Annotated in this window: 14 protein-coding genes; 6 read left to right on the top strand and 8 right to left on the bottom strand. The window is 61.1% G+C overall.

Going from position 1 to position 14,149, the window contains the following annotated elements; translation table 11 throughout:
• Window position 1 precedes the first annotated feature (1 nt).
• The 3 genes from INHI_RS0103120 to INHI_RS0103110 form a co-directional block, all read right to left on the bottom strand.
• Complete coding sequence (locus INHI_RS0103120) at window positions 2-829, bottom strand: carbohydrate ABC transporter permease (RefSeq protein ID WP_415837538.1); 828 nt, start codon at window positions 827-829, stop codon at window positions 2-4.
• A 94-nt stretch (window positions 830-923) separates the two neighbouring features.
• Window positions 924-1,856: a carbohydrate ABC transporter permease gene (locus INHI_RS0103115; RefSeq protein WP_027246686.1), complete on the bottom strand. Its 933-nt coding sequence runs from the start codon at window positions 1,854-1,856 to the stop codon at window positions 924-926.
• 87 nt (window positions 1,857-1,943) lie between these two features.
• Entirely contained in the window at window positions 1,944-3,173 is a 1,230-nt protein-coding gene (locus INHI_RS0103110) for an ABC transporter substrate-binding protein (RefSeq protein WP_027246685.1), read from the bottom strand.
• Window positions 3,174-3,323: 150 nt separating this feature from the next.
• On the opposite strand from INHI_RS0103110, the gene INHI_RS0103105 reads away from it, so the two are divergent.
• The 4 genes from INHI_RS0103105 (at window position 3,324) to INHI_RS0103090 (ending at window position 8,135) form a co-directional block, all read left to right on the top strand.
• A complete protein-coding gene (locus tag INHI_RS0103105) occupies window positions 3,324-4,364 on the top strand; it encodes a LacI family transcriptional regulator (RefSeq protein WP_014889443.1) in 1,041 nt (346 codons plus the stop codon).
• Window positions 4,365-4,387: 23 nt separating this feature from the next.
• The gene (locus tag INHI_RS0103100) at window positions 4,388-5,443 is read left to right on the top strand and encodes a sugar phosphate isomerase/epimerase family protein (protein ID WP_027246684.1); all 1,056 of its coding nucleotides are present in this window, start codon (window positions 4,388-4,390) and stop codon (window positions 5,441-5,443) included.
• A complete protein-coding gene (locus INHI_RS0103095; RefSeq protein ID WP_027246683.1) occupies window positions 5,440-6,564 on the top strand; it encodes a Gfo/Idh/MocA family protein in 1,125 nt (374 codons plus the stop codon). The genes INHI_RS0103100 and INHI_RS0103095 overlap by 4 nt, the downstream gene beginning before the upstream one ends.
• A gap of 131 nt (window positions 6,565-6,695) precedes the next feature.
• Entirely contained in the window at window positions 6,696-8,135 is a 1,440-nt protein-coding gene (locus INHI_RS0103090; RefSeq protein ID WP_027246682.1) for an aldehyde dehydrogenase family protein, read from the top strand.
• A 116-nt stretch (window positions 8,136-8,251) separates the two neighbouring features.
• Here INHI_RS0103090 and INHI_RS0103085 read toward each other — a convergent pair whose 3' ends face one another.
• Window positions 8,252-8,530, bottom strand: coding sequence for a LytTR family DNA-binding domain-containing protein (locus INHI_RS0103085; protein ID WP_275937427.1), 279 nt, complete (start codon window positions 8,528-8,530; stop codon window positions 8,252-8,254).
• 612 nt (window positions 8,531-9,142) lie between these two features.
• Between INHI_RS0103085 and INHI_RS0103080 the strand changes: the two genes are divergently transcribed.
• Window positions 9,143-10,360, top strand: a complete 1,218-nt coding sequence (locus INHI_RS0103080; RefSeq protein WP_027246680.1) for an MFS transporter — start codon at window positions 9,143-9,145, stop codon at window positions 10,358-10,360.
• A gap of 96 nt (window positions 10,361-10,456) precedes the next feature.
• On the opposite strand, the gene hmpA is transcribed toward INHI_RS0103080, so the two are convergent.
• Window positions 10,457-11,647 (bottom strand): NO-inducible flavohemoprotein, encoded by a 1,191-nt coding sequence (hmpA, locus tag INHI_RS0103075; RefSeq protein ID WP_027246679.1) that lies wholly within the window; start codon window positions 11,645-11,647, stop codon window positions 10,457-10,459.
• A gap of 148 nt (window positions 11,648-11,795) precedes the next feature.
• Here hmpA and INHI_RS0103070 point away from each other — a divergent pair, with 148 nt between their 5' ends.
• Window positions 11,796-12,245 (top strand): RrF2 family transcriptional regulator, encoded by a 450-nt coding sequence (locus tag INHI_RS0103070; RefSeq protein ID WP_027246678.1) that lies wholly within the window; start codon window positions 11,796-11,798, stop codon window positions 12,243-12,245.
• Between the two features lie 36 nt (window positions 12,246-12,281).
• On the opposite strand, the gene INHI_RS0103065 is transcribed toward INHI_RS0103070, so the two are convergent.
• Genes INHI_RS0103065 through INHI_RS0103055 form a run of 3 tightly spaced genes read right to left on the bottom strand, consistent with a single transcriptional unit; the run spans window position 12,282 to window position 14,121 of the window.
• Window positions 12,282-13,130, bottom strand: a complete 849-nt coding sequence (locus tag INHI_RS0103065; RefSeq protein WP_027246677.1) for an anti-sigma factor family protein — start codon at window positions 13,128-13,130, stop codon at window positions 12,282-12,284.
• Complete coding sequence (locus tag INHI_RS0103060) at window positions 13,127-13,711, bottom strand: RNA polymerase sigma factor (protein WP_254656828.1); 585 nt, start codon at window positions 13,709-13,711, stop codon at window positions 13,127-13,129. The genes INHI_RS0103065 and INHI_RS0103060 overlap by 4 nt, the downstream gene beginning before the upstream one ends.
• A 56-nt stretch (window positions 13,712-13,767) precedes the next feature.
• Window positions 13,768-14,121: a COG4315 family predicted lipoprotein gene (locus INHI_RS0103055; RefSeq protein ID WP_027246675.1), complete on the bottom strand. Its 354-nt coding sequence runs from the start codon at window positions 14,119-14,121 to the stop codon at window positions 13,768-13,770.
• Window positions 14,122-14,149: the final 28 nt, after the last annotated feature.

Raw genomic sequence — 14,149 nt, 5'->3', positions numbered from 1 at the left:
ATCAGCCTTTCACGGCGCCAGCAGCGATGCCGCGCACAAACAGTTTGCCAGAGACGAGGTAGATCACCAGCGGCACCAACCCGGTCAGCAGGGTTGCGGCCATGTTGACGTTATATTCCTTCACGCCCTGGACGGAGTTGACGATATTGTTGAGCTGCACCGTCATCGGATAGGTTTCGGGCTTGGTGTAGATCACGCCAAACAGGAAATCATTCCAGATTCCGGTGACTTGCAGGATCATGGCCACGACGAAGATCGGGATCGACATTGGCACCATGACGCGCAGATAGATGCCCCAGAACCCGGCGCCATCCACCCGCGCCGCCTTGAACAGCTCCTCCGGCAGGGAGGAAAAATAGTTGCGGAACAGCAGCGTCAGGATTGGCATGCCAAAGATCGAATGCACCAGCACCAGCCCCCATAGCGATCCCATCAGCTTCAGCTCGCGCAGGATGATCACAATCGGGTAGAGCATGGTCTGATAGGGGATGAAGGCGCCAATGATCAGAATGGTGAAAAACGTCTCCGATCCTTTGAACCGCCAGTTCGCGAGGGCGTAACCGTTGACGCTGGCAATGGCGATGGAGAGAGCCACCGACGGCACCAGGATCTTGATCGAATTGCCAAACCCCCGGCTCAGCCCATCGCAGTTGATGCCGGTGCAGGCCTCTGACCAGGCCTTGATCCAGGGCTGAAATGTGATCTCGACCGGCGGGGAGAAGATATTGCCCAACCGGATTTCCGGCATCCCCTTGAGCGAGGTAACGACCATCACATAGAGCGGCAGCAGATAGTAGAGCGCGATCAGCAGCAGCGTTCCGTAAAGCATGACATTTCGCCGCGAAACTCTCGTCTTTGGCTTGGCGCCGCGCGGGCCCTCCAAAATACGAACCGGGCTACCTTTCGGGGTCTGTGGGGTCAAATCAACCACGTTTCTTTCCTCCGAATTCCAGATAGGCCCAGGGCACAAGGATGATGATCACCGACAGCAGCATCATGGTGGAGGCGGCAAAACCCTGGCCCAGGTTCTGGGCCTCAAACATGTAGTTGATCACATATTTTGCAGGCACCTCGGATGAGATGCCGGGGCCACCATTGGTCTGGGCCACCACCAGATCGTAAAGCTTGATAATGCCGCTGGCGATGATCACCAGCGCGGTGACAAATACCGGACGCATCATCGGGATAATCACGCGGACATAGGTTTTGGTGACGCCGATGCCATCGACGCGGGCGGCTTTCCAGATGTCCTCATCAATGCCGCGCAGCCCGGCCAACATGATCACCATGACAAAACCGCTACCCTGCCACAGCCCGGCGATCAGCACGCCGAAAATGACCGTTTCAGGGTTGTTCAGCGGGTCAAAGGCAAAGCTCTCCCAACCCCAGCTGCGCACCACATTCTGAATGCCGAAATCCGGGTTCAGGATCCATTGCCAGGCCAGACCAGTCACCACAAAAGACAGCGCAAACGGATAGAGAAAGATGGTGCGAAACGCGCCCTCAAAGCGGATTTTGCGATCCAGAAGCGCCGCCAGTGTGAAGCCGATCGCCATCGTCAGCATCAGCGAGCAGAGGCCATAGATCAGCAGGTTCTCGACTGAGATCAGCCAGCGATTGCTGGACCAGAGTCGCTCATATTGATCAAAGCCGACGAATTTCCACTTCGGCAGCAGCCGCGATTTGGTGAAGGAATGCGCAACCGTCCAGGCGGTGCCCCCCATGAACACCACCAGCGCGGTGAGGATCATCGGCACGGAGGCGATTTTTGCGTTGAGATTGCGCAAGGCGCGGGGCGGGCGGGGCCGGGCCGCGGGGCTGTGCCCGCTGCGGCCGGTTGGAGGGGCTGGTGTCATGATATGTCTCGTTCTGGATCAGCGTACCGATCAGGGGCAGACGTCAACCGGGGCACAGATCGCAGCGCGCCCCGGTTGACGTGCGGCTCAGTCAGCGTCCGCGATAATCTCGGCATAGCGCGCCTGCGCATCCGCCGCCGCCATATCGGAGGCCCAGAATTCCGCCATCAGATCCTGAATCTGCGCCTGGGTATCGGTTGAAAACGCCTGATCCATGCTGGGCAGCACATTGCCATCCGCAAGGATCGCGAGACCCTTTTTCATGCAGTCATTGGCTGCCGAAAGATCGACATCCCCGCGCACCGGCAAGGAGCCCTTGGTCAGGTTGAAAGCGACCTGAACCTCCTTGGAGATCAGCACCGACGCCATATCCATCTGCGCCTGTCTGACCTCGGCATCATCAATCGCCGGGAAGTAGAAGGCATCACCGCTGGTGTCGATGATCTGGTTCAGCCCCATACCGGGCAGGCAGGTGTAATCCTGTCCGGCCACCTGTTCAGCGAGGGTGAATTCCCCCTGCGCCCAATCGCCCATGATCTGCCCACCGGCCTTGCCGGTGATGACCATATTGGTGGCCAGATTCCAGTCCTGCACATTGCTGTTGCGTGCCAGTTCGCGGGCGTCGACCACCGCGTCGAAGACCTTGGCATATTGCGGCCCTGCGGCAACCCCGGCATCCCGCTCCAGCGACACTTTGCGCCAGCTGTCCTGATCAACCAGCCCGACGGTCAGCGCACCAAAGGCGATCCGCTGCTGCCAGCCCTGCTGCCCCATCGCCAAGGGCACGATACCGGCCTCGGCCAGCTTTGGCGCGGCGGCGACAAATTCATACCAATCCTGCGGCACGCTCATCCCTGCCTTGTCAAAGGCCTCATGGCTGAGCCAGAGCCACTGCGTGGAATGGATATTGACCGGCACGCAGTAGATGCGCCCCTCGTAGGTGCAGCTGTCCAGCAGCGACGGCGGGTTGACGATATCGCGCCAGCCTTCCTGCTCCGCCAGCTCGGTGAGATCGGTCATCAGCCCCGCCTCGATCAGCTCCTCGGCCTGGCGACCATGGGTGAGCTGCGTCGCGGCCATTGGATCACCGCCCAGAATACGGCTGATGATGATCGGACGCGCAGTGGTGCCTGATCCGGCGATGGCGCCATCAACCCAGTTATGCGTGGTCTGGCCATTGACCGCATCGGCAAATTTCGTGACCGCCGCAGCCTCGCCGCCCGAGGTCCACCAATGGGTGACCTCCAGATCGGCAGACTGGGCAATGGTGGCGCTAACACTGAGTGCTGTCGTCATCAGTATGGATGTTAATTTCACGATTTATCCTCCCTGACTAAATCGTTATAGATCGACTTATAACGATTTAGATTGACCTCGCAAGATGTTTTCTGCAACACGGAGATCAGGACGTGGGGTCGTGGATCTGATAGAGGTCCCAAACCCCGATGTGAGGAAGGCGAGGCACCGATGCCCAAATCAAATCCCCCGAGTGACGGTCTGCCCCGCGATGGCAAGAAGCCGACGCTCAAAACCATCGCCAAGGCCAGCGGCATGGCTGTGCCCACGGTCTCGCGGGCGCTTTCCGATGCGCCCGATATCAGCGAGGCGACCAAGAAGAAGGTACGCGAAATCGCCGATGCGCTCGGCTATGTGCCAAACCGCGCTGGCGTGCGGCTGCGCACCGGGCGCACCAATGTCATCAGTCTGGTGATGTCCGCAGAACGCGAAATGATGACCCAGACGGCGCGGTTGCTGACCTCGCTGGGGCTGGCGCTGCGCGAAACCCATTATCACCTCAATGTCTCGCCGGTGTTTCCAGACGACGACCCGCTGCGCGCGGTGCGCTACATCGTCGAGAACCAGACCGCAGATTGCGTGATTTTCAATCAGGTCGAACCAGAGGATAAGCGCGCGGAATATCTGATTGAGCGGAATTTCCCCTTTGCCACCCATGGGCGCACCAAATGGGCCGATCAGCACCCATATTACGACTTCGACAATTTCGCCTTTTCCGAATTGTCCCTCGCCGAACTGGCAGCGCGGGGCCGCAAGAATATCGTACTGCTGGCGCCGCCTCTGGCCCAGAACTATGCCAATGACATGGTGAACGGCGCGCGCCACGCCGCCAAGGCGCTGGGGATCCAGCTGCATGTGGCCCGTCAGGTCCAGAGCAACGGCCTATATAAGGATCTGCGCAACTGGGCAGCCGAGAAACACCGCGAGGATCCGACAATCGACGGCTTCCTCTGCGCCTCCACCAACGCCACCATGTCGGTGGTTGCCGGCATGGAAAGCTGCGGCTGCACCGTCGGGCAGGAATTCGACGTCGTCGCGAAGGAGGGGCTGCATATGCTGAAATTCGTGCGCCCCGAAATCATTGTCGTTCAGGAAGATATCGAAGCCACCGGCGTCTTCCTCGCCAAGGCGGCACTCCAGGCGATCAAGTCGCCGGACCTGCCGCCGCAGCAGTTTCTGGAAGTACCAACCGAATTTGTCACCTGGGAATGACCCAGGTCTGAGGGAGAGCAGACGTGAAGACGCAGATCAAAGGCCCGGCGCTGTTCCTGGCGCAATTCGCCGGGGATGAGGCGCCGTTCAATTCACTGGACACGATCACCAAATGGGCCGCTGGCCTTGGCTATCGGGGGGTTCAGATCCCGACATTCGACAGCCGTCTCTTTGATCTGGAGCGCGCCGCCGAAAGCCAGACCTACTGCGACGAGGTAAAGGGCATCTGCGCCGATGCGGGCGTTGAGATCACCGAACTGTCGACCCATCTTCAGGGGCAGCTGGTCGCGGTGAACCCGGCCTATGATCTCGCGCTGGATGCCTTTGCGCCGGAGCAGTGTCGCGGCAACCCTGCCAAGCGGCAAGCCTGGGCGGTGGATCAGATGCACAAGGCCGCCCTCGCCAGCCAGCGGCTTGGCCTGTCGCATACGGTCAGCTTTACCGGCTCGCTCGCCTTTCCCTATCTCTACCCCTGGCCGCAGCGCCCGGACGGGCTGATTGAGGAAACCTTCGCCGAGCTGGGCCGGCGCTGGACGCCGATCCTCAATCATTATGCTGACTGCGGGCAGGATATCGGATTTGAACTCCACCCCGGCGAGGATGTCTTTGACGGGGCGACGTTTGAGATGTTTGTGGAGGCCTGCGGCGGCCATGCGGCGGCGATGATCAACTATGATCCCAGCCATTTCCTGCTGCAGCAGCTGGATTACCTCGCCTTCATCGACCTCTACCATGATCGGATCAATGCCTTTCATGTGAAGGACGCGGAGTTCAATCCCGACGGGCGGCAGGGGGTCTACTCAGGCTATCAGAACTGGACCAACCGTGCCGGCCGGTTCCGGTCTCTGGGCGACGGGCAGGTTGATTTTTCAGCGATTTTTTCCAAGCTGACCCAATATGGCTATGACAGCTGGGCGGTGCTGGAATGGGAATGCTGCCTCAAATCGCCCGCACAGGGCGCCGCCGAGGGCGCGCCATTCATCAAACGCCACCTGATCGAGGTCACCGACAAGGCCTTTGACGATTTTGCCGGGGGCGAACGGGACAACAATACAATCCGGGAGATGCTGGGACTATGACGACAGATCGCAAGACACGCCTCAAATTGGGCATGGTCGGGGGCGGACAGGGCGCCTTCATCGGAGCGGTGCACCGGATCGCCGCGCGGATGGATGACCGGTTTCAGCTGGTTGCCGGGGCACTGTCCTCTGATCCCGCGCGCGCCTCCGCCAGCGCCGCCGAGCTGGGGATTGACCCGGATCGCAGCTATGCCAGTTTTGAGGAGATGGCCGAGGCCGAGGCCGCCCGTGAGGATGGCATCGATGCGGTGGCCATCGTGACCCCCAACCATTTGCACGCAGGTCCCAGCATCGCCTTTCTCAACGCGGGCATCCATGTGATCTGCGACAAGCCCCTTGCCGCCAGCGTGGCGGAGGCCGAGGCGATCAAAGAGGCGGCGCGCAGCAGCAGCGCGCGGTTCTTTCTGACCCATAATTACACCGGCTATCCGCTGCTACGGCAGGCCCGTGCCATGGTTGCGCGCGGCGATCTGGGCCGGATCCGGCTGGTGCAGGCGGAATATGCGCAGGACTGGCTGACCAACGTGATTGAACAGGAGGGCCACAAACAGGCCGCCTGGCGCACCGATCCCGCACAATCCGGCGCCGGGGCGATTGGCGATATCGGCACCCATGCCTTTAACATCGCCTGTTTTGTCAGCGGTCTGGCGCCAGAGGCGCTCTCGGCTGAGCTGCACAGTTTCGGGCCCGGACGTCAGGTTGATGACAACGCCCATATCCTGCTGCGCTATGCCGAGGGCGCGCGCGGGATGCTCTGGGCCAGCCAGATTGCGGTCGGCTGCGAAAACAGCCTGCGCCTGCGCATCTATGGCGACAAGGGCGGTCTGGAGTGGGAGCATCAGGACCCCAATCAGATGCGCTTCACCCGTTTTGGGGAACCCAAACAGATCCTGACCCGCGGCGGCGCTGGTGTTGGCCCGGACTGGACCCGCGTTCCGCCCGGTCATCCGGAGGGATATCTGGAAGGCTTCGCAACGCTTTACACCGATATCGCCGAGGTGATCGAGACCGGCACCGACAATCCGATGCTGCCCGGTCTTCAGGCGGGGCTGGACGGGATGTGGTTCATCTCTGCCGCACAGACCTCCTCTGCCGAAGGGGGGGCCTGGATCCCCCGATAGCCGCCACGGCTCATCCGTTCCGGCCAACCAGAAAGAACGCCATCCAAGGGGGACACCCCCTTTGGATCCCGCACCTGTGCGCGCCCGGCGCCATGTCATCACCCCATTCGATCCAACCCGAGGCTTTTCCCATGACATATTCCCCCTCCGATCTGACCCACAGCTATATAGATGGCCGCTGGACACCAGTAACCGGCACCCAGTGCAGCCCCGTCATCAACCCTGCCACCGAGACGCCAGTGGCCATGCTGCATCACGCCGGTCCTGCGGATGTGGAGGCCGCTGTGGCGGCGGCCAAACGCGCCCATCTGGCGGAAGCACTTGGCAGCAAAGACAACCGAGTCGTCCTGTTGGAGCGGATCAGAGCCGGTTTTGACAGCCGCCGGAAAGACCTCGCGCAGGCGATTTCGCTGGAGATGGGGGCGCCGATTGATCTGTCCCGCAACGCGCAGGCCGAAACCTTCCTGATCCAGCTGGATGCCACCCTTGATGCCCTGCGCGGGTTTGACTTTGCCGAAACACTGCCAAACGGCGATCACCTGATCCGACAGCCCACCGGCGTCGCCGGGCTGATCACCCCCTGGAACTGGCCGATCCACCAGATCAGCCTCAAGGTCTTTGCAGCCCTCGCGGCCGGCTGTCCTGTCGTCCTGAAACCCAGCGAGCATACGCCGCTCAACGCCCGGATCTTTGCCGAAATTCTGGACGCCGCTGGCCTGCCGCCCGGTGCCTTCAACCTGATCAACGGCGATGGGGCCTCGGTCGGGGCGCAGCTCACCGATCATCCCGATGTGGCGGTGATGTCCTTCACCGGTTCGACCCGCGCGGGGCTGGAGATCGGCGCCAGCGCGGTCCGCCGTGGTGCCCGCTGCGCGCTGGAGATGGGCGGTAAATCCCCCTGTCTGGTGTTCGAGGATGCCGATCTGGATCAGGCCATGGAGAAAATCCTTGCCAAGACCTTTCCCAACTCCGGGCAGAACTGCAATGCACCAACCCGCATCCTGATTGAAGCCAGCGCCTACCCCGCCGCCAAAGAGGCCGCGCAGCGTGCCGCCGCACTCTGGGCTCTGGGGGATCCCGCCCAGTCCGGCGATCACCTCGGGCCGGTGGCCAATGGCCGACAGTTCGACCACATCCAGACCCTGTTGCACGGGGCGATGGCTGCCGGGGCCACGGTGCTTTGCGGTGGCGCGGGGCGCCCCGACGGCATGGAAACCGGCTATTTCGTCAAACCGACGATCCTGGCGGATGTCGCGCGCAAAGCCGAGGTTGTGCGGCAGGAGATCTTTGGCCCGGTGATCGTGCTGCAACCCTTCGAAGATCTCGACGACGCCATCGCGATGGCCAATGACAGTGAGTTCGGGCTGGCCGGCTACGTCTATTCCAATGACCCCGCCATCCAGTCCGCAGTGATCCGGCAGCTGGACTGCGGCATGGTCTTCGTCAACGGCGCCGACCTCGCCCCCGGCAGCCCCTTCGGCGGCACCAAGAAATCCGGCATCGGCCGCGAAGGCGGCACCTATGGCATCGAGGAATTTCTGGAACTGAAACTGGTCGCCCACCCCGCATGACGGGAGTGGGGCCACCGGCCTGCAACATTATACTGTAATGTGGATTATGTTAAGAATACAGCGACAGCACATCACACATGCTTTGACCGCCGACCAACCTCAACAAGGAATGACCGTCAGGTGGGGCGGCTTGCGCGGTTGAGCCACTCACGCACCAGCGCATATCTCCGACGGCTGACGGGTACCGCGTCGCCGTTGCTCATCTCACAGACATAAGCACTGCCGCAGGACGAAATCCAACGGCAGTGTTTGAGACGTACCCAGCGGGAACGATGGCATTGGACCCCCTCCAGCGGTTTGAGTTTTTCAACGCAATCAGAAAATTTCAGCATCACCAGATCCCACCCGGCGGTTGTCACGATTTCCACGTAGTGATCCTGCGCGTGAACGCGGATTACCTCTTCTCCCAGCGAGCCTGGCAGCCATCAATCAACTGGTGCAGCGTCGGAACAGGGCGGGCGCTCGTCCGCTGCGCCAGACGGTCTCGCACCTTAGGAGCGTATCGGCTTACATCTTGGTCATGGTGCCTTGCTACCGTCGCGCCTTGTGGTGACACTTCTGCTTTGCAAACCCTGTGACATTTCCGAATGGTGTTAATACCACCCTCCATCACGTTCTAAATTGAATAGTTCTTTGATATTGAACAACAAAAAATTTAAGCCGTTTCTTGGATTATACCCTATTTTTGTTATCGTAAAATACTGGATACCAGAGGAGGAGATGCTTGTAGGTCTAGAATTAGGTGTACACAGCATGCTCCTTGGTGGACCTATCTACTTGCTATACCTCGTCATATCAGAACATAAAAAGTAGCGATGCTGCAACCAGACCAAGGTCTGGAGCCACATCGCGACACGCGACAACAGGCGCCCTAGGTACTCCTATCAACACTCGTTCTCGCGGCATGAGCCATCTACCGGCTGTGAATCTTGACCCTAGGCCGACGCCCCGTGACAGCCCAACACGCAGGCGCTAGCATCAGATCAGCCGCATAACCGGAGGCACCGATGGCCGCCCCTCTTCTGCTCAGAAATCGCAATTATCGCCTGTTGTTCACCGCCGGGGCGCTGACCAATCTGGGGGATGGTTTCATCCTGTTGGCGCTGCCCTGGCTGGCCACGCTGATGACCCGCGATCCGGTGGCCATTGCCGCTGTGGCCGCTGCCGGGCGGCTGCCGTGGTTGTTCTTTGCGCTGCCGGCCGGGGTAATCGCGGATATGACAGACCGGCGCAAGCTGATCGCCCGCGCCGATCTGTTGCGCGCGGTGATCGTTCTGGCGATCCTGATGCTAGCGCTCAGCGAACCGGTGCCGGGGGCAATCTGGGCGCTGGCCGGGCTGGCCTTTGTGCTGGGGGCGGCGGAGGTGATCCGCGACAATGCCGCCCAGACCATCCTCCCCGATATCGTCGCCACCACCGATCTTGAGGCGGCGAATGGCCAGATGTGGACGGCCGAGCAGCTGACCGGCCAGTTCATCGGCCCGCCTCTGGCAGGCCTGCTGATTGCGGCCGGCATTGCCATTCCCTTTGGGCTTGATGTGGTGGCGCTGGTTCTGGCCGCGGGCTTTGTCTGGCTGATCAGCCTGTCGCCCCGCGCCCCGGTACAGCAAGGGTTTCGCAAGGCGCTGATGCAGGGCATCCGCTTCATGCGCAGCGATACCCTGCTGTTGCGTCTGGCGATCGTGCTCGGCATCGCCAACTTCCTCGCCACTGCAACCATCACCGTTCAGGTGCTCTTCGCGCAGGAGGTCCTCGGCCTCAGCGCGACCGAATACGGGTTTGTCCTGTCGGTTGCCGCTCTGGGGGCCGTAACCGGCAGCCTGATTGCACCGCGCCTCAGTCGTCTGATCGGGGTGCAGCCCTGTCTTTATCTGTCGATTGCAGGCTGGGCGGTCGGCTATGCGCTGATCGGGATCAGCAGCAGCGGTGTTGTCATGGCGCTGGCGATGTTTGGCGTGATGACGGCGGCCATGGTCTGGAATGTGATCACTGTGTCCTGGCGGCAGCGCCGCATCCCCTCCGAGCTCCTGGGCCGGGTCAACAGTATCTACCGCTGCTTTGGCTGGGGATCGATGCCTCTGGGCGCGTTGGCCGGTGGCACAGTGGTGGCCTTGATGGAAACCGATCTGGGCCGCGATCTTGCCCTGCGGATGCCATTCCTGATCGCCGCAGGCTGCTGCCTGCTGTTGCTGATCTACGCCACCCTCCGGCTGCGACTGGACTGACGCGGCCAACCAGCCGCCGCGCGGCTGTCTGTTCCTGCGCATAAGGTCTGCACGACAAGATGGCCGCAGCGGTTCCCCGCCACGGCCATCTGCGCTTCAGGCGACGCCCAGATCCTCGGCCGGGCCGAAGAACTCGAAATGGATCCGATCCATATCGACATTCGCCGCCCGCAGACCTGCGATGGCCATCGCCATGAACCCTTTGGGACCGCAGATGTAGTAATCGGACAGCGCCGTATTGGTGTTCGCGGCCAGCCAGTCCGGGGTAATCCGCCCCTCGACATCATAGCGTGCCGCCGCACGGTCCGCGTCGCTCGGGGTTTCCAGGAAGATCACACTCCGCTTGGCCAAGGATTTGCTGAGACCCTCCATAGCCAGATTGTCACCATCAACCGCCGCATGAAGGTAGGTGGCGCTGCGATCATTGGCCGCCAGTGTTTCCAGCATGGCAACCATCGGCGTCAGCCCGACCCCGGCAGACAGCAGCACCACTTCGCCCTCTGGCCGGTCCTTCAGCACAAAATCCCCCGCCGGGGCGGCAACCCGTAGCACAGTGCCCTCGGTCGCCACCTCATGCAGCCAGCCACTGATCACACCGCCTGGCTCTCGCTTAACGGAGATCCGGTAGTATTCGCCATTGGGCGCACAGGAGATCGAGTAGTTGCGCCGCGCCTTGCCGGTGTCCGGGTGGTCGAAATCAAAGGCCAGATACTGTCCCGGCTGATGCCGCAGAACCGGCCCGCCATCCACTGGGCGCAACACGAAGGATTTGACCGAGGCGCTTTCGCCTATGATGCCGACGATGACAAAATCACGCCAGCCCTTCCAACCGCCTTCGGCATTTGCGATGTCGTCATACATCTTGCGCTCTGCCTCGATCAGCAGGTTTGCCAGGAACCAATAGGCCTCGCCCCATGCATCCAGCACCTCGCGGCTTGCGGCCTGCCCCAGCACCGCCTCGATTGCGCCCAGCAGTGCGGTGGCCACATGGGTGTAGTGTTCAGGCTTGATCTGCAGACTGACATGTTTGTTGACGATCCGCTCCACCACGCTCCGCAGCGCGCCCAGATTATCGATATTGCGGGCATAGCCGAGGATCGCATTGGCCAGCGCCGCGTGCTGGCTGGAGTCGCCCTGCTGGTGCGACTGGTTAAACAGCGCCTTGATATCCTCATCCGCCAACAGGCGGGTATACATCTCCGCCACGATGGCGCCGCCGTGGGCCTCCAGCGCGGGAACGGTTGCGGTCACAATCGCCTTGCTCTGCTCTGACAGGGGCTGTGCCATAGGTCTAATCCTTCTCTGCATTTGCCAAATCCGGGACGTCCGGGCGGCTTTAAAACATTCATCTCAAGTGAATGTATATTTGCGCTATACAAACATTCAACCAGAATGAATATTAAACCCCTGCAGACCCCGCCATCCGGAGCCGAAAATGAAGCTCAATCTGAAAACAGACTATGCCCTCAGGCTCCTTATTTTATTGGCTACACGGCCCGATCAGCAGTTTGAAATTGAGACATTGAGCCGCATGCACCAGCTGCCTGCCAGCTCGGTCATGAAGATCATCAGCGAGCTGGTCCGTCACGGCTATGTCCATAGCATTCGCGGCCGCTCCGGCGGGGTACAGATCGGTCGGGAGCCGTCAGAGATTCGCGTCGGAGACATTGTCCATGCGATGAATGAACCGATGGAAATCGTCGACTGCAGCAGCTGCCTTCTGGTCGGAAACTGCCGTCTGAAAGGCGTCCTGTGCGAGGCAGCGCAGGCGTTTACAGAGGTGCTGATGGCATATCGTCTCAGTGACCTGATTGAGGCCCCTGCCCCGGTACTGACACCGCTATTGGACCGCGATAACGGCGCCGATCCGACGTCTCAGACGTGACATGTGTACAGAGAGACGGCACGCGGATGCGCATCATCAGATCGCAACCCCCTGCGCCGCCGCCCTGGCGATGTCCGCCAGACCGGGCTGACCTTCGGGACCAATCAGAACAAACTTACCGCCCTCGCCGTTCCAGCTGATGAAATCAAACCCGCGCAGGGTCCGGGCGGCAAACCCATCCTCCTGAGGCATCGCACCATCCTGAAGGCACAGGGCAATCACCGTGCCATCAGCCCCCCGGTACATCAGCTGACCCACTGGCGCACCATTGGCCACCAGCAGGCGCCCGCCCTCAAATGTCAGCCCGAACGCCGACAGGTCCGGTATGGCAAAGGTGACCTCAACCGTCTTGGTCAGCCAGCTCCGCAGATGATCCGCCTCAGTAGCAGGCACCTCCACCAGATGGCGCGTCTCTCTGGCGTAGATCGCATGGTAATCGGCAATATCCGACAGCCAACCCGCCGAAGCTGACTGCGTGGGTGTCATCACAGCAGGTGCGGCGACGTCCTTCAACCAGTAGCCCCCGATCCCGCCAAGGACAAAAACAGCCAATCCAGCCGCAAGACCGGACCGCAGCGGCAAAGCGTATCGCCAGCCCGGCGCCAAGGGCCCCTCCGTATCATCCGCCCCTGTACCGGGCACAGGCTCCTGAGGCCTAGGCATGGGCATGGGCGCGGCGCGGATGGACTGCGCCAGTGACAAGGGCACCGGATCGCGCAAAACCGCGTCAAATCCGCTTTGCGCCAGCGCATCCGCCTCCAGCAACGCATCAAATTCAGCCTGCGTAGCCGCGTCCTGCGCCAACAGCGCCTCAATCTCTGCCGCGGCATCCGCCGACAGCTCCCCGTCCAGATAGGCGCTGAGTTTTTCCGATAGATCCATCATAGCTCGGCGACCTCTTGAGGAGACAGGCTGGAAATCAACAGTTTGCGGGCACGGTGGATCCGGCTCATCACCGTTCCGATGGGCACATCCAGCAGCTCCGACACCTCTCGGTAACTGTAGCCTTCGGCACAGACCAGCAGCAGAGGCTGCGCCAGCGCCGGGTCTAGATCGGCGATACGGCTCTGCACCTGTCGCGCTGTCAGGGTTGTCTCCGCAACATCTGCACCGGACACCCCCGAAACGGCCAGTTCCCTGGCCTCTTCCACCGGAACCACACCGGCCCCCTGTCGCACCCGACGCTTGCGGATCTCGCTGATCCAAAGATTGCGCAACACCCGAAACATCCAGCGATCCAACGGTTGCGCAGGATCGTACTGCTGCCATTTCTGCAAGGCCAGTGCACAGGCTTCCTGCAGCAGGTCATCCGCATCCGCACCCGAGCGTGTCAGGCTCAGCGCAAAGCGCCGCAGCCGGGGCAGCAGGCCAATCATTTCGGATTTGAATTCGTCAGGGGACATCTGGGCCTGGCTATCGAACAGAAACGAGGAAATCACATTACGGCGTGACGTCCTGTCAAACATAAAGGACTGCCGCGGGCACGACGACAGGTTTCGCCGCACCCGTTGTCATCATGGCCTCAGTGGGCCAGATGCCAGACACCCCCGACACCGTCACCGCTGGTATCACCCGGCGCCTTGTCGCCCTGCCAGAAATATAGCGGCGCGCCATCCTTGGCCCATTGCATCGCGCCATCTTTGCGCTTGATCTTTGTCAGACCATCCTTTGCACCAGTGCTCTGCCCCACCAGATAAGGCGGCCATTTCACCGCACAGGTGTCATAACAGACGGATGTATTCTTCTTGTCCTTGTCGAACGTATAGAGCGACATCCCGTTTTCCGCGAGCAGCGGCTCAGCGGAATGGCCAGCCGCATAGGCATCATCACAGGCCGTCAGGATAAGTCCGGCGGCAACAACAGCAAATAATTTCATCTCAAGCTACTCCTCAGGTTTGACCGGG

The sequence above is a fragment of the Phaeobacter inhibens DSM 16374 genome, assembly GCF_000473105.1.
GTDB lineage: Bacteria > Pseudomonadota > Alphaproteobacteria > Rhodobacterales > Rhodobacteraceae > Phaeobacter > Phaeobacter inhibens.
This window is presented reverse-complemented; position numbering and strand designations above follow the sequence as displayed.

Coding starts and splice junctions, on each gene's coding strand:
- INHI_RS0103055 (WP_027246675.1), bottom strand. CDS start 14,121: ATGAAATTATTTGCTGTTGTTGCCGCCGGACTTATCCTGACGGCCTGT.
- INHI_RS0103115 (WP_027246686.1), bottom strand. CDS start 1,856: ATGACACCAGCCCCTCCAACCGGCCGCAGCGGGCACAGCCCCGCGGCC.
- hmpA (WP_027246679.1), bottom strand. CDS start 11,647: ATGGCACAGCCCCTGTCAGAGCAGAGCAAGGCGATTGTGACCGCAACC.
- INHI_RS0103080 (WP_027246680.1), top strand. CDS start 9,143: ATGGCCGCCCCTCTTCTGCTCAGAAATCGCAATTATCGCCTGTTGTTC.
- INHI_RS0103120 (WP_415837538.1), bottom strand. CDS start 829: ATGCTTTACGGAACGCTGCTGCTGATCGCGCTCTACTATCTGCTGCCG.
- INHI_RS0103095 (WP_027246683.1), top strand. CDS start 5,440: ATGACGACAGATCGCAAGACACGCCTCAAATTGGGCATGGTCGGGGGC.
- INHI_RS0103065 (WP_027246677.1), bottom strand. CDS start 13,130: ATGATGGATCTATCGGAAAAACTCAGCGCCTATCTGGACGGGGAGCTG.
- INHI_RS0103060 (WP_254656828.1), bottom strand. CDS start 13,711: ATGTTTGACAGGACGTCACGCCGTAATGTGATTTCCTCGTTTCTGTTC.
- INHI_RS0103070 (WP_027246678.1), top strand. CDS start 11,796: ATGAAGCTCAATCTGAAAACAGACTATGCCCTCAGGCTCCTTATTTTA.
- INHI_RS0103090 (WP_027246682.1), top strand. CDS start 6,696: ATGACATATTCCCCCTCCGATCTGACCCACAGCTATATAGATGGCCGC.
- INHI_RS0103105 (WP_014889443.1), top strand. CDS start 3,324: ATGCCCAAATCAAATCCCCCGAGTGACGGTCTGCCCCGCGATGGCAAG.